Here is a 16,820-nt window from a genome sequence, read left to right on the forward strand (position 1 = left end):
CAGGCTGGCCTGCCGGCCGAGCGCCTGGTAGCGCGAGGTGTGGAACCGGAGACCCTCTCCGTCATGGACGGCGGGAAACGACGCACGGCACGTGATCTTCTACACCTCGACGGCGAGAGAGGACACAGCACCTTTCGCCGTCATTGCGAGCTCTCCACCTCCATCGAGCCTCACCCAAGACCGGTTAGCTCGGCCCTTCCCTGGCTCTTGTGTCGAGGCTCGCGACCGCTGGTTCGTCCAGGCCACTGCCGGCTCATCGGTAAGCGCGCGAGGGGTGACACCGGCTTCTGGGACCGGGCCCGCAAATGCCCCACCAAACACCCTGCCGAAAGTTGCCAGGGCCCCTTGGGAGAGCCCCATCCTGGTGTGTGCGGCGGCGATTCCCGAACCTACGGCGCGGGTTCGTACGCAACGCCTTCCGCGAGCCGGCCTTCGACTGAGCCGACATCCATCCCGCCCGGAGGCGTTCTCGGCCTCAGGGGCGCGTGTTCCCCGGCGTGTGCCCGGGCGAGGCTTCGGGGCGTCGATGGTCGGGCTGGGCGGCCGGGTCCTGGTGGGGGCGGTTCTCGGTGACCTGGTAGGTGGCCTGCTGGTCCGGGGTGCCGTCGGCCTTCATCGCTTTGGTCTCGCTCTTGAGAATGCGGGCCGCTTTGCCCGCGCTGCGGGCGAGGTCGGGCAGCTTCTTGGCGCCGAGAAGCAGGATGACCACGATGAGGATGATCGCTATCTCGCTGATTCCGAACACGGTGTTCCGTTCTCTGGAGGGGGCTGTCTCGCTCGGGGTCTCAGACGTTGACGCCGAAGTCGGCAGCGATGCCGGCGAGTCCGGAGGCGTAGCCCTGGCCCACGGCCCGGAACTTCCATTCGGTGCCATGGCGGTAGAGCTCGCCGAAGATCATCGCAGTCTCGGTGGCGGCGTCCTCGGAGAGGTCGTAGCGGGCGAGTTCGGCGCCGTCGGCCTGGTTGACCACGCGGATGAAGGCGTTGCGGACCTGGCCGAAGCTCTGGCCGCGGTTCTCGGCGTCGTGGATGGAGACCGGGAAGGTGATCTTCGTGATGTCGGCGGGCACGGCGGCCAGGTCGACCTTGATGGCCTCGTCGTCGCCGTCGCCCTCGCCGGTGAGGTTGTCGCCGGTGTGCTGGACCGAACCGTCCGGGCTGGTGAGGTTGTTGTAGAAGACGAAGTGACGGTCGGAGGCGACCTTCCCTGTTTCGTTCAGGAGCAGGGCGCTCGCGTCGAGGTCGTAGTCGTTGCCGGTGGTCGTGCGGACGTCCCAGCCCAGGCCGACCAGGACGGCGTTCAGCCCCGGTGCCTCCTTGGTCAGCGAGACGTTGCCGCCCTTGGAGAGGCTCACACCCATGTCGTCTTCCTTCCGGGCCGTAGTGTGCTGGAGCCTGTAAATCTACAGTGATGTAGAAGGAGCGGGAAGAGTGGAGAGCGGTTCCCCCGGTCCCCGACGGCGTCGCCCACCAACACCACGGAAACAGAAGCGAGCGGATGCGTGTCGTCTCAGTACGATGAACCGCCCCACACGGGCGGGACGAGTCGACGGGAGGGCGGCGGAATGACGAAGGCCAAGCGGGAGGGCCACGACACGCCTCCCCGGCGGCGGGGCCAGGGCGAGCTCGAAGCGCAGGTGCTTGCCGCCCTGCGGCAGGCGCCGGGCGCCCGCACCGCCGGCTGGGTACAAGAGCGTCTCGGCGGCGATCTCGCCTACACGACCGTCATCACGATCCTGACGCGTCTGCACGTCAAAGGGGCGGTGAGCAGAGAGCGGGTGGGCCGGTCGTTCGAGTGGACGGCGGTTGCGGACGAGGCCGGGCTCGCAGCGCTGCGGATGCGGAAGGTCCTGGACGGCGAGGCGGACCGGGGGGCCGTGCTGGCCAGCTTTGTGACCGCCCTCTCACCCCACGACGAGCGCCTGCTGCGCGATCTGCTGGCTCAGGAGCCCGCGGAAGGGGAAGACTGACCGCATGGGGGTCTTCGTCTTCCTGCCGCTGGTCCTGCCCTTGACGGCATGGCCGGTCGCACGCCTTGCCGAGCACCACTTGCATCCGCGGATGGCCACCTGGCTGCTGACCTGCGTCTCCGGCGTGCTTGCCGTGTGCAGCACGCTGTCCCTGGCGCTGCTGATGGTGGTCGGCACCGCGCAACTGCCAGGCAATCCGCTGCCGGACGGCTGGTCCGACCCGGAGGTCCGCGAGGCCGTCCCCTACGACGAGGTCGCGGGCAAGGTCGCCATCCCCACTCTGATCATCGTTCTCGCCTCCTGCGCCCGGGCTGCGTGGCGGCATCATCGCGTACGCCGCCGTGCCGGCCGCGCGCTGCAGGGCATGCCCGCGACGTCGGTCGTGGTGCTGCCCGACGCGAACCCGTACGCGTACGCCCTGCCGGGCCGGAAGGGCCGTGTCGTGGTCACGAGCGCGATGCTCGCCACCCTGACCGGCCCGGAGCGCCGTGCGCTGTTCGCCCACGAGCGCGTCCACCTGACCGCCCGCCATCACCGGTTCCTGCTGACCGTGCAACTCGCCGCACGCGCCAACCCGTTCCTGCGGCCCCTGTGCACAGCGGTCACGTACACCACCGAGCGCTGGGCGGACGAGGAGGCGGCCACCCGGATCGGCAGCCGCCGGATCGTGGCCCGGGCGGTCGGCAAGGCCGCGCTGCTCTCTCGTGGCGCACCTGCGGTGACCCTCGCGGGCTTCGCCTCGGCCGGCCCCGTGCCCCGCCGCGTGGCCGCTCTGCTGGGCCCCGCTCCGGCCGCACGTCAGTGGCCGTCCTTGTTCACCAGCGCGGGCCTGGCCGCGTGGGGGGCGGCGGCCGGCACCACGATCTCCGCACTGTCCTCGGCGAACTCGGCCGTCACGCTGTTTCTGATCCTGAAGGCGGCGACGCCGCTCTAGGGGGGTCCGGAAAGTCCCGCCTGACCTGCGGGCAGACGGCGCTGCTTTCCGGACACCCCCTAGCTCCGATGCTGCTCAGCATGACCTCGTGGAGGGGCCCGATCGGTCTGGACGACCCTCCACGAACGTCCGCTGAGCAGCGGAAGTAGCCAGGGTCTTCGGTGGTTGAATCCGGGGGTGGACTTCAATGAAGAACGGCCGGGGCAGGTCAGTCTCGCCAAGGGTGGCCAGGCCCGGATCTCCCTCGACAAGGAGGACCGCGGTCTGACGGTCACGGCGTCACTGCAATGGAACGGCGGCAGCGCAGAGCGCCGTGCGCGGGGTGCGGATCTTGATCTCTACGCACTGTTCGTGCCAGCTGACGTGGCCGTACGCAGCGCCGACCACGCACCTGGGCATGTCTTCCCGCGGATTCAGCGCGGCCTGTTCCGCAACAAGAACAGGGACGAGGCCAAGGCTCTGCAAGCGGAGCTCGCCCCCCGTACCGATGCGGGCCGGGCCCTCTACCACAAGAACATCGGCAGCCTGCAGGAACCGCCGTACATGCAGCTGAGCGGCGATGCGAAAGCGCCGGGCGAGGAGACGATCAGCATCCTCCGCCCGGACCAGCAGGGGTACGCGCTGATCTGCGCGTACAGCGCGCTGAGCAACGGCGTCGGCAGCTTCCGCAGTTATGGTGCCCGGGTCGTCGTCACGGACGGGCGCGGCTCGACGGTAACGGTGCCGCTCTACGAGGACACGAACACGTCGTACTGGGTGGCCATCGCCTTCGTCGACTTCACGGATCCGAAGGGGGTGTCCGTCAGCCATGTCGAGCGCTACAGCAAGCGGTTCACGGAGAAGCGGCCGGTACTGCACACCGACGGCACGGTGCTGATGGACGCCGGGCCGGCGGAGTTCAAGCGCGGTTGATCAGTCGCCTGTTCTGGACGGGCGGCTTCGCACGGGCGGTCGACAACGCCCGGACCGCGCCGCGTCACCGGCACGAACGCAAGACGGAGCTGCTGGAGACGGTGAAGCAGGAGCGTCCGGTCCTTGAAGCCGCGCACAAGAAGCCGAGCCGTTACGAGGTCGGCCGGTGCACGTGACAGCAGTAGCTGTCCCAGGTGTTCGCGGTGCAGCTGACGGGTCGGGCCTGAGAGGGAGGCAGGGGCCCGCGCGACGGTACGAGCCCCTCCCCCGACGAAGGAAGGGCTACAGGTCGAACTCGTGCGGGGGGAGGTCGAGGGCGAAGCACGCCTCCCGTACGACCGCCTGCTCGTCCTTGTCGAAATCGCCGTCGGCGCCACCGATGATGATGCCGATCTGGATGACGGCGCGGGCCTCGGCGGGCTTCTTCTTCGCCTTCGCGACCTCCTGGAGGACGCTGACCTTGCCGAACGCGAAGTCGGCGGTGAGCTTGTCGCAGTTGGCGTCGAAGCGGCGCTGCAGATCGTCCGCCGGGAAGTTCTGCAGTACGTCGTTGCTCATGATGAGCTGGGCGACCTTGCTGCGCTCGGACGGGTCGATGCTGCCGTCGGCAGCGGCGACGAGCGCGCACATCGCCATGCTGGCGTCACGGAACGCACCGCTCTTCAGATCGTTCTTCTTCGCCATCAGCTGCGTCTGCATCGTCGACGCAGACTCCTTGAAGCGGTCCCACAGGGCCATCTTCGGACCTCCGTTACGTGGCGGAGGCGGTCCGGGCCGGACGAGGACGGTCCGGACCACCCACAACTTCTACATTGATGTAGAAACTATCAGGTGGTGGTGCGGTCGGTGCCATTCCAGTCAACGCTTCCGGAGCCCCTCCACAAGGGAGGCGGCTTCCTTGGCGAGTCGCCCGTCGAGGTCCGCACCGCGAACGGCGACCCCGCCCGCCTCGTCGAGCAGAACGTACGTACCGGGGCCGGTGATCCCGAACCGGCGCAGGTGCCGTGCACCTGCGGGGGTGAGGAACTCGTCCAGGAAGGCAGGACCTCCCGCCCCCGCGATGCCGACGACGTTCATATCCCCCTCGTACAGGTCCGCGGCCTCGGGGCCCTGGGCGCGGCACTTGGCGCACGACGGCTCCCAGAACCACAGAACCGTGGGCTTGCCCGCGAGCTGCGCACCCTCGTGGGAACTGCCGTCCGTCCCGTGCCGGTGAAGCGCAGGATGCCCGGAACGGCCCCGGGCCGCGCCCCGCCCGCCGCCTGCCCGGCGGGCGGCGGGCTCGCATGGCGGGCTCCTGTGGGGAGAGGCGGTGTCCCTGGGCCCCCCGCGTCCGGAATCTGCAGTCCCGTAGAGGAAATGCCGGGTGGAGGCTCCCTGGGACGCGCGCGGGATGGCCCGTGTGGCCGTACGGGGGGGGGATCCCGGCCGATCACGGGAAGGCCCGCGACCGGGATGCGGTCGCGGGCCCAGGAGGCGACGGCTGGGCGAGCGCCCGAAAGGCTGTCAGCCCTCGTCGCCTTCCTCCTCTTCTTCCTCTTCCTCCTCGTCCTCCTCGTCGCCTTCGAAGAGGTCGCCGATCTCGTCGACGGCTTCGGCCGCGATCATGCCGCCGACGACACCGACGGCGAGCCCGGCCGCACCCACCGCGACCGCGGTGCCCGTGCCCGCGCCGGAGTGGCGACCGTGCTCGTCACCGTGGTGGCCGTGGTGTTCCTTGTCGGCATGCGGAGCCCCGTGGCCGTAGGCGCCGTGGGACCCGTACGGGGAGGGTGAACCGTACGAGGCGCGGTGCTCGACGAGCTGCCGCATCCAGGACTCGACCTCCGCGTTCCAGTCGGCCTGGTCGACGCCGTGATGGCCGACCGTGTAGCGACCGACGGTGTCGTGGCCCTCGGAGAGGAATCCGCCGCGCTTGTCCGCCTCCAGGACGACCTCCATTCCGGCGGGGCCGGCGAGGAAGGTCACTTCGATCTCGTTGACCTGGTGCGCGTACCGGGGCGAGGGAGCGACCTCGATCTCCTGGTGGAAGGGCAGCCGCTGGCCCGTGCCCCGGATGTGCCCGAGTTCCAGGTCGGCCGACTTGAAGCCGAAGCCGAGCTGGCCGAGGGCTTCGAGGATCGCTTCCTGGACCGGCAGGGGGCGTACGGCGAGCGGGTCGAGGTCGCCCTTGTCCTTCCCGCCGGCGATGCCGAGTTCGGTCCGTACGCCGAGGGCGATGCCGAGGCCCTGGCCGTACAGCTCGGTGATCGGCGTCTCCCACGGAAGGGGGAAAGAGAAGGGGACGCTGCGCTGTTCGCCCTCCGCGAGGCGGAAGTTTCCGCCCACCACCTGGCGGTGGAAGACCACCGCCCCTTCGGACTCCCCGCCGTCGTGTTCGGCCTCGACGTGGGCCACGAGCTCCAAGGTGATGTGCTCGACGGTGAAGTCGGCACCCCCACCCTTGAGGTGGACCTGCCCGCTGAGCGTTCCGCCCGGCGTCACCGCGCCCGGGGCGAGCACCGTGTCCACTGACGGGCCGCCGACCCCGAGCGAGCCGAGCAGCCTCTTGAACACCATCGTGGCGTTCACTCCTTCGTTCGCACCTGCGGTTCGGATGCCGTCGGCGCCCCGGGTGGGGTGTGGGGCGCCGACGGCGGTATGTGGGTTACTTCGTCGCGGTGTGGAGCGCGGCGAGTGTCTGCGCCCAGCGGACGTACTTCAGCTCCGCGAGGTCGGCGATCGTCTTGACCCCGAACGCCTCCTGGAGCAGCTCACCGTCACGGTCGGAGACGCCCTTGAGGGCCCCGACCGGCGCGGCCAGGATCTCCGGCAGCTCCTTGTCCGCCCAGGCCTTGTCCAGCACCTTGTCGAGGTCGATCGAAGCCACGGAAGCAGCCCTCCTGGGGTCGACGAAGGACGTGCGCACGCCACGCACGTCCTCTACACAGCTGTAGAGCATAGAGGCGTCCCGGCGAAGTAGGGCGCCAAGACGGCAGGTTCGTCGAGAAAGAGTCCGGAAACAGCCTCCGTCCGACCCTGGACGCCACGGCCGGAGGCTCGATCGTGCAGGCCGGACGCACCCCCGAGGTCGACTCCTGGCGGCGCAATCTGTGAGTGGGTGAACAGTGGACACCGGACCCGGGTCCTTTACAGTGGGTGTAGAAGTACAGGGAGGGGCGCGACCTCCTCCCCACGTCGTTCATGAGAAGGAGCCACGGGCCCGCGATGGAGCCTCCGAGTACCGGCCGCGCCGGATCCTGCCTGCTGACCTTCGGTGAGCGAGCGGGGGTGGCACGGTGACCGAAGTCCTCCTGTTGTTCCTCGCCCTCGGACTCACCCTGGCCTGCGCCGTCTTCGTCGCCGCCGAATTCTCCCTGACGACCGTCGAGCGCGGCGATCTGGAACGTGCTGTCGAGGCCGAGGAGCGCGGCGCCGAAGGCGCGCTGCGTGCCGTCCGGCGGCTGACCGTGCAGCTCTCCGGTGCCCAGCTCGGTATCACCGTCACCTCGCTGGTGATCGGCATGCTCGCGGAGCCGTCCCTCGCGGCGCTGCTGCGCGGCCCGCTGGAGGCGATCGGCCTGGGCGGTGCGGCGTCCTCCGTCGCCACCGTTCTCGGTGTGGCGATCTCCACCGTCGTACTCATGGTCGTCGGCGAGCTCGTCCCGAAGAACTGGGCGATCTCGCGCCCGCTGGCCGTCGCCAAGGTCGTGGCCGGCCCCCAGCGGGGCTTCACCGCCGCTTTCGGTCCGTTCATCCGGCACCTCAACAACACCGCCAACCGGTTCGTACGGCGCTTCGGCCTGGAACCGGCCGAGGAGCTGCACTCCGTCCGCACCCCCGCCGAGCTGGCGTCCCTTGCCCGGCACTCGGCCGCCGAGGGTGCCATCGAGGCGGACTCCGTCGAGTTGTTCGTCCGTACGCTCCACCTGAGCGAACTGACAGCGGAGAACGTCATGACGCCGCGTGTCGACGTCCGAGCCCTTGAGGCCCAGGCCACGGCCGCCGACGCCGCCAACCTCACGTACGCCACCGGCCTGTCCCGCTTCCCGGTCTACCGGGTCTCCCTGGACGACGTGATCGGCACCGTCCACATCCGTGACGTCCTCGCCCTGGAACCCGCCGCCCGAGCGGCCACCCCGATCACACAACTGGTGACCGAGCCCCTCCTGGTGCCCGAGACGCTGCCCGCCGACCGGCTCCTGGAGCGGCTGCGGGCGAGCCGCACCATGGCCGTCGTGATCGACGAGTACGGCGGCATGGCCGGAGTGGCGACGGTGGAGGACATCGTCGAGGAGGTCGTCGGCGAGGTCCGCGACGAGCACGACCCCGTCGAGGTCCCCGACCTGCTGCCCGCGCCGCCCACCGAGGACGGCCGGGCCACCTGGGAGGCCGACGGAGGCGTACGGATCGACGAGCTGGCCCGCATAGGGCTGCGCGCGCCGGAAGGCCCGTACGAGACGGTGGCCGGTCTGATCGCCACCCGCCTCGGCCGCATCCCCGCCCAGGGCGACGCGATCCTGCTCGACGGCTGGCGGCTCGACGTCCTCGACATCGAGCACCACCGGGCGGACCGCATCCACCTCACCGAGCCCGCTCACCAGGGCCGGCACCAGCACGCCGGAGCGGCCCGATGACCGCCGTCCAGCTCACCATCGGCTTCCTCACACTCCTGACGAACGCCTTCTTCGTCGGCGGCGAGTTCTCCCTGATCTCGGTCCGCCGCAGCCAGATCGAGCCCCTGGCCCGGGAAGGCGACCGACGGGCCCGGATGACGCTGTGGGGCCTGGAACACATCTCCGCGCTGCTGGCCACCGCCCAGCTCGGCATCACCGTCTCCTCCCTCGTCCTGGGCGCGGTCGCCGAACCGGCCATCGCCCACCTGCTCGAGCCCGTCTTCGAGGCGATGCACGTCCCGCACGGGTTCGTGCACCCGATCGCGTTCGTCATCGCGCTCACCCTGGCGACGTACGCGCACATGCTGATCGGCGAGATGGTCCCGAAGAACATCGCGCTCGCCGCCCCGGTGAAGACCGCGCTGCTCCTCGGCCCGCCGCTCGTCGCTCTCACCCGGGCCCTGAAGCCGGTCGTCTTCGGCATCAACGCCTTCGCCAACGCGCTCCTTCGGCTGCTGCGCGTCGAGCCGAAGGACGAGGTCGCGTCCGTCTTCACCGACGACGAACTCGCCCGGATGGTCCACGACACCAGCCAGGCCGGACTGCTCTCCCCTGCCGACGGGGAGCGACTGCGCGACGCCCTGGAACTGGGCACCCGCCCCGTCGGCGAGATCCTCGTCCCCGCCGCCCGCATGATCACCGTCGACCACCGCATCACCCCCGCCGGGCTGGAACGGACCGCAGCCGAGGCCGGCTACTCACGCTTCCCGGTCACCGGTCCGGCGGGAGCCGTGCTCGGCTACCTGCACATCAAGGACACCCTCGGCGTCACCGACAGGGACAGGCCCTTCCCGCGGACCGCACTGCACGCGGTGACCCGGGTCCGCGTCGACACCCCGCTCGACGACACGCTCACCGCGCTGCGGGCCGCCGACAGCCACCTGGCCGCCGTCACCGGTGAGAGTGGGGCCGTCCTCGGCTACGTGACCATGGAAGACGTCCTCGACGAGCTGGTCGGACCGGCCGCCGCCGTGTGACCCGGCCGGCCTTCCGCCTGCGGTACGGCGGTCCCCGCGCCCCCCGATACTCCCTTCCAACGCTCTGTCCCTTCTGCAAGGAGCCACTTCTTGTCCGCGTCCGCCAGACCGACGTCCACCCGCACCTCGAAGGGGTGCGGTCGATGAACGCCGCTCTCGGCCTGCTGGCCGTCCTCGTTCTGACCGCCGGCACCGGGTACTTCGTCGCCCAGGAGTTCGCCTACGTCGCCGCCGACCGGCTCGCGCTCGCCCGCGAGGCCGAGGCGGGCGACAAGCGGGCCGCCCGCGCGCTGACGGTCCTCGAACGGCTCTCGTTCATGCTCTCCGGCGCGCAGCTCGGCATCACCGTCACCGGTCTGGTCGTCGGATTCCTGGCCGAGCCGTCCGTCTCGGCGCTCCTGAAGCCCGCGCTTGAGGGGACGGGGCTGTCCGCCGGCGCCGTCTCGGCGATCTCCGTGGTCCTCGCCTTCGTGGTGGCGACGGTCCTGCAGATGGTGCTCGGGGAACTCGCGCCGAAGAACCTGGCTCTGGCGGTCCCCGAGCGGCTCGCCAAGTCGCTTGCGTCCTCCACCCTTGTCTACCTGAAGGTCGTCGGGCCGGTGGTCCGCGTCTTCGACGGCGCCGCGAACAAGCTGCTGCGCAAGGTCGGCATCGAGCCGGTCGAAGAGCTGCACCACGGCGCGACGCTGGAGGAGCTCAGCCACCTGATCGGTGAGTCTCACGAGCAGGGCGAGCTGCCGCCCGCCACCGCCGAGCTGCTCGACCACGCGCTGGAGTTCTCGGAGCGGACCATGGACGAGGTGATGGTGCCGCGCGTGGACGCCGTCTTCGTACGCAAGGACGCCACCCTCACCGAGGCCGTGGAGCTGATCGCCACGTACGGCCACTCGAACTACCCCGTCCTCGGCGACCACCCCGACGACGTCGCCGGTGTCCTGGGCGTGAACGAGCTGATGCGCCTGCCCGCGACCGCCTTCGGCACCACCACCGCGGGCGAGGCCGCCCGGCGACCTCTCCTGCTGCCCGACACGCTGCCGCTGCCGCAGGCCGTCGCGCAGATGCGGGAGCGCGACGACGAGTTCGCCGTCGTCCTCGACGAGCACGGCGGCGTCGCCGGCATCGTCACGTACGAGGACATCGCCGAGGAGCTCGTCGGAGACATCGCCGACGAGAGCGACACCGTCGTCACCGTGGCCGCGCCGGACGGCGACGGCTGGAAGGTCGACGCCGGCCGTCGCCTCGACGAGATCGAGGATGCCACCGGCATCACGCTGCCCGAGGAGGACGACTACGACACCGTCGCCGGCCTCATCATCGACCGTCTCGGCCGCTTCCCCACGATCGGGGACCGCCTTACCGTCGACGACGTTCGCATCGAGGTCCTCAGCCTCGACCGCCACGTCCCCGAACGCGTCCGCATCGAACACGTCCCGTCTGCCGCCGAGGAGGCACAGGCATGAGCCTCCCCATGGCGCTCTTCGTCACCGTCGTGCTGCTGATCGGCAGCGGCTTCTTCGTGGCCGCCGAGTTCGCGCTCGTCGCCGCCAAGCGGCACCGCATCGAGAAGGCCGTCGCCGACGGGCAGCGCGGCGCCAAGGCCGCACTCGCCGGTATGCGCGAGCTGTCGCTGATGCTCGCGGGCGCCCAGCTCGGCATCACCCTCTGCACCCTCGGCCTCGGCGCGATCTCCAAGCCGGCGATCTCCCACGAGCTCGACCCCCTGCTCGTGAAGCTGGGCCTGCCCACAGCGCTCAGCTACGGCATCGCCTTCGCCGTCGCCATGATCATCGTGGTCTTCCTCCACATGGTCCTCGGCGAGATGGCCCCCAAGTCCTGGGCCATCGCCCACCCCGAACGCTCCGCGATGCTCCTCACCCCGCCCTTCCGCGCCGTGGTCAAGACCGTGCGCCCGCTGCTCTGGGTCCTCAACAAGGTCAGCAACGCACTCGTACGGATGTGCCGCGTCCAGCCCCGCGACGAACTGGCCGCCGTCCACAACCGCGAACAGCTCACCCACCTCGTCGAGGAGTCCGAGCGCCTCGGCCTGATCAACAAGACCGACTCGCTGCTCATCACCCGCTCCCTGACCGAACCCCAGACCCCGGTGGCGGAGTTCCAGACCCCGGCCGCGGACATCGTCACGATCCCGGCCGACGCCGACCTGGACACGCTGCTGGCCCGCGCCTCCGACGCCGACCGCTCGCGCCTCCTGGTCCGCGACGGCGACCGCATCCTCGGCTCCGTCCACGCCCGCGACGCCCTGGTCGCCCGCACCCGCGGCCGGACCCTCACCGCCCGCGACCTCGCCCGCCCCGTACCCGAACTGGCCACCGGCACCACGGTGTCCGAGGCCGTCGAGCACCTGCGCCGACGCCGGTCCTCCCTCGCCGTCGTACGCGATGAACAGGGGACGCTCACCGGCCTGGTCAGCCTCGATGACCTCCTCGTCCGGCTCATGGGTCCGCAGACGGTCTGACATCCGCGTCGTTGGGCTGCCCGAGCCAAGACAACCGACCGCAGGCTTCTTCGCGGCGGAGGCGGGCAGTCCGACGGCCCTGCGGAACAGCAGGCCCCCTATCAGGTCACCGATAGCCGCCGCCTCCAGAGCCCGGCCACTCAGGGTGACGGACGCCCCGATGCCTCGCCGGGCCCGGCCTCGTGAGCCGCAGGGCGATGGTGGCGGTCCCGGCGGTGGTTGCCGTGCAGAGGGCGATGAAGGCGTCGGGTGTCCAGGTCCACAGCGCCCTGGGCCCGATGAGGGTGAGGGCTGCCGCCATGGCGATCCAGGGCAGGGCGCCGGCCAGACACCACAGCACGGTGGGGACGACGCGGCGGGACACGGGCCGTCGGCGGAGCAGGCGGGCGGAGTGGAAGGTGCCCGCGAGGAGGGTGAGGGCCAGGGCGGTGAGGCCCCAGACCGTGGCGTGGTACGTCGCGGCTGAGGGGGCGTCGGTGGGGGCGGTGGCGCCGGCGAGGATGCGGGCGGCGCCGAAGCCGACTTCCATGACGGCACCGTCGTGGAGAAGGCCGTGGAGGTTCTGCTGGAGGACGAGGGCGATGTTCCGCTCCGGCAGGAGGAAGAGCATCGCGGAGTAGCCCGGGGTGGCGCCGGTGTGCCAGATCGCTCTGTCGAGGGGAGCCTCAAGGCCCCCGACGCGCCAGCCGAGTCCGTATCCGGTGTCGGCGCCGGACGGCTGGAGTCGGCCGGATTGCCGCATCAGGCGGACGGACTCGGGCGTCAGGATCGTCGTGCCGTTGCCGGTCCTCCCCGACCGGAGCTGGAGGGAGGCGAACGCGGCGAGGTCGTTCAGGTCACCGCCCGTGTAGCCGTAGGCGGCGCCGTCGTCGTCCACGCCGTCGGCGATCGCGGACGGTATGGCCCAGAGGAGCTGGTGCCCGGGAGGAAGGTTTCGCTCGCGTGCGGATGTCCGGTCGGCGATCGCCCCGTCCATGCCGGCCGGGCGCAGGACGCTGTCCCGAAGGTGGTCGGCGAAGGGGCGACCGGTCACGGACTCGACGACGGCGGCCAGCACGAGGTAGTTGGCGCTGCTGTACGCGTACGTGGTGCCGGGCGGCCCGAGCGGGTGTACGTCGTCCAGCTCGGCGACGCGCTCCACCGCTCCCGGGCAGTCCGGGTCGACGCAGTCGGCGACCTCGAAGGTGGCCGACTCGGGCAGACCGGCGGTCTGCTGGAGCAGGTGGCGGACAGTGACGCGAGAAGCGTGACCGGAGCCGCCGAAGCGGAAGTCGGGCACGTGGCCGACGACCGGGTCGTCGAGCCGGAGGCGCCCTTCCTGCACGAGGGTCATCACGGCACTCGCGGCGATCGGTTTGGCGACCGAGCCCCAAAGGAAGGGGGTTTCGATCGTGACCGGTTCGCCGTGTCCGTCCGTTCCCCTGGCGCGCGCGTGGATCGGCCCGTCGGGTCCGACGACGGCGTAGGAGAGCCCGGGCGTACGGGTGGCCTCCATGCGGTCGTGCACGTAGGCGTCCACGGCCGCCAAGCGGTCCGTGGGGATGGGCGAGTCGGCCGCGGCCGGCGCATGACCTAAGGGAAGCAGACCGAGCAGGAGGGCTGTCGCCGCTGCGGCAGCGCGGCGGAGCGGGTTGAGCATGGGGCGTCGTCCTTCCGTGGAGCACGGCGGATAACCGTATGTCCATACGGTTATAACCGTACGCTGGTACGGTTATCAAGTGCCGCGAACCGCCGACCACGAAGAACGCCGCCGTCAGATCGCCGACGCCGTCAGCCAGTTGATCACCGCACACGGGCTGGACGCCGTCACCGTCGCCCGCACGGCCGCCACCGCGGGCATGTCCGTCGGGCTCGTCCAGCACTACTTCCGCACCAAGGACGAGATGCTGCTCCACGCCTTCCGCGAGGTCTCGGCCCGCATCCGCGCGCGCGTCGATGAGCGGATCAGGGACGGGGTCGAGCACAGGCGGCCCATCGCACGGGTCATGGCGGAGGTGATGACCGAGTACATCCCCCTGGACGAGGCCCGCCGCGCCGAATACCGCGTCACCCGCGCGTTCGCCGGCCGAGCCCTCGACGCCCCCGCCCTCGCGGCCGTCGACACCGAGGCCGCTCGAAAGCTGCGCGAGGACATCGCCCGCGCGGTCCACAACGGTAAGGAGTGCGGCGAGGTCGACGAGGACGTGGATCCGTCGGGGGCGGCCGTCCGCCTCGCCGCCGTGATGGAGGGCCTCGCACTCCAGGTCTACCGCGAGCCCGAGGGCGCCGCCGAAGCGGCCGTGGTCCCGTTCGTGGCACCCCTGCTCGAGACCGAACTCGCCGCCGTCTTCACCGGCGAGTGCCGCCAGTACGCCAGAGGGTCAGCCGATCCGGCGAGGGCGCCGCGGGTACCCGGCGCCTCGACAGCCTCCTCGCCGGGGAACGTCTGCTGACGCCGGTGGCGATGCCTCCTGTCCTGGCCGTGATTCTGCTGGTCTCCCGAAGTTTTGGCATGGCGCGCTGCTCTGCCTCACTCGACCGGCAGGGTGGAGCGGGGCACGGGCTGGAGCGAGGCGAGGCGAGCGAGGAAGCGGAGATCGCAACCAGGTCGGGCGGGACGCTGGCGCATCACACACACCAGTCCCCGACGACGGGCTCGGCCCACGCTCGCCAGCCGAACTGGCCCGGGCGCTTGTGGGGATTGATTCGCAGCGCCGGGTGCCGCCGCTGGCCGCACGGTCGGCGGCGGGTCACCACTGGGCGACGAGCGGCGTGTCCGGTCCGTGCTCCCGCCAGGCCTCGGTGAGGCGGACGAGGCGGGCGGGGGCGGCGATGCCGCGCACCGTCGCGATCCTGCCGCCTGCGATGTCGAACGTCACGGCGCCGATGACCTGGTCGACGAGGACGAACAGGATGGCGGGGGCGCCGTTGACGACCGCGTAGTGGATCGCCGGTGTGCCGCCGGCCAGTCGCCTCTTCGCCGGTGTGGGCTTGAAGCCGGCCCGTACGACAGCGGCGATGCGCTGCGGAGTGTCGAACCGCAGCAGCTTCTCGGCCGTGCCACCGGCGCCGTCCGAGATCGCGGTCGCGTCGTCGGTGAGCAGCGCCACCAGCGTTTCGGTACGACCCGAGGCGGCGGCGGCGAGGAACTCCTCGACGATCCTGCGGGCGGATGCCGGGTCGACCTCGCTTTCGCCGCGGCGCGCGGCGGTGATGCGGCGCCGGGCCCGGTGGAGATGCTGCTGGCTTGCGGATTCGGTGATGTCGAGGATCTCGGCGATCTCGGCGTGACCGTAGGAGAACGCTTCGCGCAGGACGTAGACGGCCCGCTCGAGGGGGGACAAGCGCTCCATGAGCGTCAGCAAGGCCAGGGAGACCGATTCGCGCTGCTCGAACGTGTCGGCCGGGCCGAGCAACGCATCGCCGTCGAGGAGCGGTTCGGGCATCCAGGCCCCGGCGGTGCGTTCGCGGCGGGCCTGTGCCGAGCGGAGCCGGTCCAGGCACAGGTTGGTGACGACCTTCGTCAGCCATGCCTCCGGCACCTTGATCCGCTGCCGGTCCGCGGCCTGCCAGTGCAGGAACGCGTCCTGCACCGCGTCTTCGGCGTCGGTGGCGGAACCCAGCAGCCGGTACGCCAACGAGGCCAGCCGGTTCCGGCTCGCCTCGAACCGGCTGGTGTCGAAGCGATCAATGGCGGTGCTGTCCATGCGGACCACCCTATGTGGTGTGGCGGAAGGCTCGCCTCAGGGCGTTTGCCCTGTGGAGGTGGGGTGTTGCGCGCCAAGTCGGTGGGGGAAGAGGGCGGTCGCGCCGCGAGGGTCGTCGGGTGCGGGGGTCAGACCGTCGCGCGCGTGGCCGGCTGTGCGGCCGCCGCTCCTTCGACCGTGCCTTCGGTGGTGGCGATAGGGCGTCGGCGCAGGCTGCCGGCCAGGCACAGCACCGTACCGAGCGTGAGCCACGTCGCCAGGACGGTGGCGGAGTGCGTGGCACCGTGACCGTCGAAGAACGCGGTGGAGCGCAGCAGTTGACCACCAGCCCCAGGGGGTAGCAGCTGGCCGAGGGTGCCGGACCAGCCGGGCAGCATCTCGGGTGCGGTCGCGGTGCCCGACAGGGGGTTGCCGATGAGCATCATGATGGCGGCGCCGAGGCCGAAGCCGACGTACCCGAGCAGCGACTCGAGACCGAGGATGGTCAGGGCGATGGCCGCGACGGTCAGGGCGATGGCCCCGGTGTTGGCGGCGTACGAGCCGTCGAGCGAGCCGAACCAGAACTGCAGGATCGCCGCCACGGCAAGTCCGCCGGTGACGGCGAAAGCGAGCGCTCCGGTGACACGGCGGACGCCGCCGCGCACGAGCCTGGTCAACAGCAGGGCGGCGAGCAGGCCACCCATGACCAACGGCAGGGCCCCGGCGGCCAGTCCGGCGCCGCGCGGGTCGTCGGCCGGCAGCGGAACGAGGTCGCGGGCGGCGACCGCGGCGCCGGGGGCCCGCGCCTGGCCGAGGCCGGCCGCGATGCCGTGCAGCGTCTGGGCGACGGCGGCGCTTCCGGCGGACGCGGTGATGACCTGGGGGGTGCCGGAGCTGAGGTCGATCGCCCCGTACACCTCACGGTCGCGGATCAGCCTTTCGGCGGCGGCGGTGTCGGCGACCTCGACGACCTCGAAGCCGTCGGGAAGCCGTTGGTCGAGTACGGGCGTGACCTGCTGGACGGCGGGGGCGGGCCCGGCGACGGCGATCGGCACGTCATGCACCGATGAACGTACCGACGGCCAGGCGAAGGCGGTGAGCAGCAGGCTGATGCCCACTGTGAGCAAGGCGACTGCCTTGGCGACGGCCGGCCAGGGGGAGGGCGACGCGCCGACTGGGGGCGCGGCCTGGGTGGACATGTCTTCTCCTTCAGAGGAGGGAGTTCATCGCC

The 16,820-nt window shown here is 70.9% G+C and carries 18 protein-coding genes; 9 read left to right on the forward strand and 9 right to left on the reverse strand.

What is annotated here, in order from left to right; genetic code table 11:
* Positions 1–475: 475 nt before the first annotated feature.
* Positions 476–745, reverse strand: a complete 270-nt coding sequence (gene tatA, locus DEJ46_RS04545) for a Sec-independent protein translocase subunit TatA (protein WP_150264284.1) — start codon at positions 743–745, stop codon at positions 476–478.
* A 40-nt stretch (positions 746–785) separates the two neighbouring features.
* Entirely contained in the window at positions 786–1,361 is a 576-nt protein-coding gene (locus tag DEJ46_RS04550; RefSeq protein ID WP_150264285.1) for a TerD family protein, read from the reverse strand.
* A 204-nt stretch (positions 1,362–1,565) separates the two neighbouring features.
* Between DEJ46_RS04550 and DEJ46_RS04555 the strand changes: the two genes are divergently transcribed.
* The 4 genes from DEJ46_RS04555 to DEJ46_RS04570 all read left to right on the forward strand — a co-directional run bounded on the left by DEJ46_RS04555 (position 1,566) and on the right by DEJ46_RS04570 (position 3,992).
* Positions 1,566–1,970 carry a BlaI/MecI/CopY family transcriptional regulator gene (locus DEJ46_RS04555; RefSeq protein ID WP_150264286.1) on the forward strand — a complete coding sequence of 135 codons (405 nt, stop codon included), beginning with the start codon at positions 1,566–1,568 and terminating at the stop codon, positions 1,968–1,970.
* Positions 1,971–1,974: 4 nt separating this feature from the next.
* On the forward strand, positions 1,975–2,904 hold the full coding sequence (locus DEJ46_RS04560; protein ID WP_150264287.1) for a M56 family metallopeptidase: 930 nt from the start codon (positions 1,975–1,977) through the stop codon (positions 2,902–2,904).
* A gap of 177 nt (positions 2,905–3,081) precedes the next feature.
* On the forward strand, positions 3,082–3,816 hold the full coding sequence (locus tag DEJ46_RS04565; RefSeq protein ID WP_150264288.1) for a hypothetical protein: 735 nt from the start codon (positions 3,082–3,084) through the stop codon (positions 3,814–3,816).
* On the forward strand, positions 3,813–3,992 hold the full coding sequence (locus DEJ46_RS04570; protein ID WP_150264289.1) for a hypothetical protein: 180 nt from the start codon (positions 3,813–3,815) through the stop codon (positions 3,990–3,992). The genes DEJ46_RS04565 and DEJ46_RS04570 overlap by 4 nt, the downstream gene beginning before the upstream one ends.
* 106 nt (positions 3,993–4,098) lie before the next feature.
* Here the strand turns inward: DEJ46_RS04570 and DEJ46_RS04575 are convergent, their stop codons facing one another.
* The 4 genes from DEJ46_RS04575 to DEJ46_RS04590 form a co-directional block, all read right to left on the reverse strand.
* Entirely contained in the window at positions 4,099–4,554 is a 456-nt protein-coding gene (locus DEJ46_RS04575) for a tellurite resistance TerB family protein (protein ID WP_150264290.1), read from the reverse strand.
* A 120-nt stretch (positions 4,555–4,674) separates the two neighbouring features.
* Positions 4,675–4,893, reverse strand: a complete 219-nt coding sequence (locus DEJ46_RS04580; protein WP_150264291.1) for a hypothetical protein — start codon at positions 4,891–4,893, stop codon at positions 4,675–4,677.
* 429 nt (positions 4,894–5,322) lie between these two features.
* Complete coding sequence (locus DEJ46_RS04585; RefSeq protein ID WP_150264292.1) at positions 5,323–6,375, reverse strand: sporulation protein; 1,053 nt, start codon at positions 6,373–6,375, stop codon at positions 5,323–5,325.
* 88 nt (positions 6,376–6,463) lie between these two features.
* Positions 6,464–6,685: a hypothetical protein gene (locus DEJ46_RS04590; RefSeq protein WP_030211971.1), complete on the reverse strand. Its 222-nt coding sequence runs from the start codon at positions 6,683–6,685 to the stop codon at positions 6,464–6,466.
* 409 nt (positions 6,686–7,094) lie between these two features.
* Between DEJ46_RS04590 and DEJ46_RS04595 the strand changes: the two genes are divergently transcribed.
* From DEJ46_RS04595 to DEJ46_RS04610, 4 genes are all read left to right on the forward strand, one after another.
* Complete coding sequence (locus DEJ46_RS04595) at positions 7,095–8,432, forward strand: hemolysin family protein (protein ID WP_150264293.1); 1,338 nt, start codon at positions 7,095–7,097, stop codon at positions 8,430–8,432.
* On the forward strand, positions 8,429–9,448 hold the full coding sequence (locus DEJ46_RS04600) for a hemolysin family protein (protein WP_150264294.1): 1,020 nt from the start codon (positions 8,429–8,431) through the stop codon (positions 9,446–9,448). The genes DEJ46_RS04595 and DEJ46_RS04600 overlap by 4 nt, the downstream gene beginning before the upstream one ends.
* Before the next feature lie 143 nt (positions 9,449–9,591).
* Positions 9,592–10,908, forward strand: a complete 1,317-nt coding sequence (locus DEJ46_RS04605) for a hemolysin family protein (RefSeq protein ID WP_411757715.1) — start codon at positions 9,592–9,594, stop codon at positions 10,906–10,908.
* Positions 10,905–11,924 (forward strand): hemolysin family protein, encoded by a 1,020-nt coding sequence (locus DEJ46_RS04610; protein ID WP_150264296.1) that lies wholly within the window; start codon positions 10,905–10,907, stop codon positions 11,922–11,924. The genes DEJ46_RS04605 and DEJ46_RS04610 overlap by 4 nt, the downstream gene beginning before the upstream one ends.
* Before the next feature lie 106 nt (positions 11,925–12,030).
* Here DEJ46_RS04610 and DEJ46_RS04615 read toward each other — a convergent pair whose 3' ends face one another.
* On the reverse strand, positions 12,031–13,563 hold the full coding sequence (locus DEJ46_RS04615; RefSeq protein WP_150264297.1) for a serine hydrolase domain-containing protein: 1,533 nt from the start codon (positions 13,561–13,563) through the stop codon (positions 12,031–12,033).
* 79 nt (positions 13,564–13,642) lie between these two features.
* On the opposite strand from DEJ46_RS04615, the gene DEJ46_RS04620 reads away from it, so the two are divergent.
* Positions 13,643–14,356, forward strand: coding sequence for a TetR/AcrR family transcriptional regulator (locus tag DEJ46_RS04620; protein WP_150264298.1), 714 nt, complete (start codon positions 13,643–13,645; stop codon positions 14,354–14,356).
* Positions 14,357–14,653: 297 nt separating this feature from the next.
* On the opposite strand, the gene DEJ46_RS04625 is transcribed toward DEJ46_RS04620, so the two are convergent.
* Both DEJ46_RS04625 and DEJ46_RS04630 read right to left on the reverse strand, forming a co-directional pair.
* Entirely contained in the window at positions 14,654–15,610 is a 957-nt protein-coding gene (locus DEJ46_RS04625) for a sigma-70 family RNA polymerase sigma factor (RefSeq protein WP_190622438.1), read from the reverse strand.
* Positions 15,611–15,738: 128 nt separating this feature from the next.
* Positions 15,739–16,788 carry a hypothetical protein gene (locus DEJ46_RS04630; RefSeq protein WP_150264300.1) on the reverse strand — a complete coding sequence of 350 codons (1,050 nt, stop codon included), beginning with the start codon at positions 16,786–16,788 and terminating at the stop codon, positions 15,739–15,741.
* Positions 16,789–16,820 lie beyond the last annotated feature (32 nt).

Source organism: Streptomyces venezuelae (assembly GCF_008642375.1).
In the GTDB taxonomy this organism is placed as follows: domain Bacteria; phylum Actinomycetota; class Actinomycetes; order Streptomycetales; family Streptomycetaceae; genus Streptomyces; species Streptomyces venezuelae_G.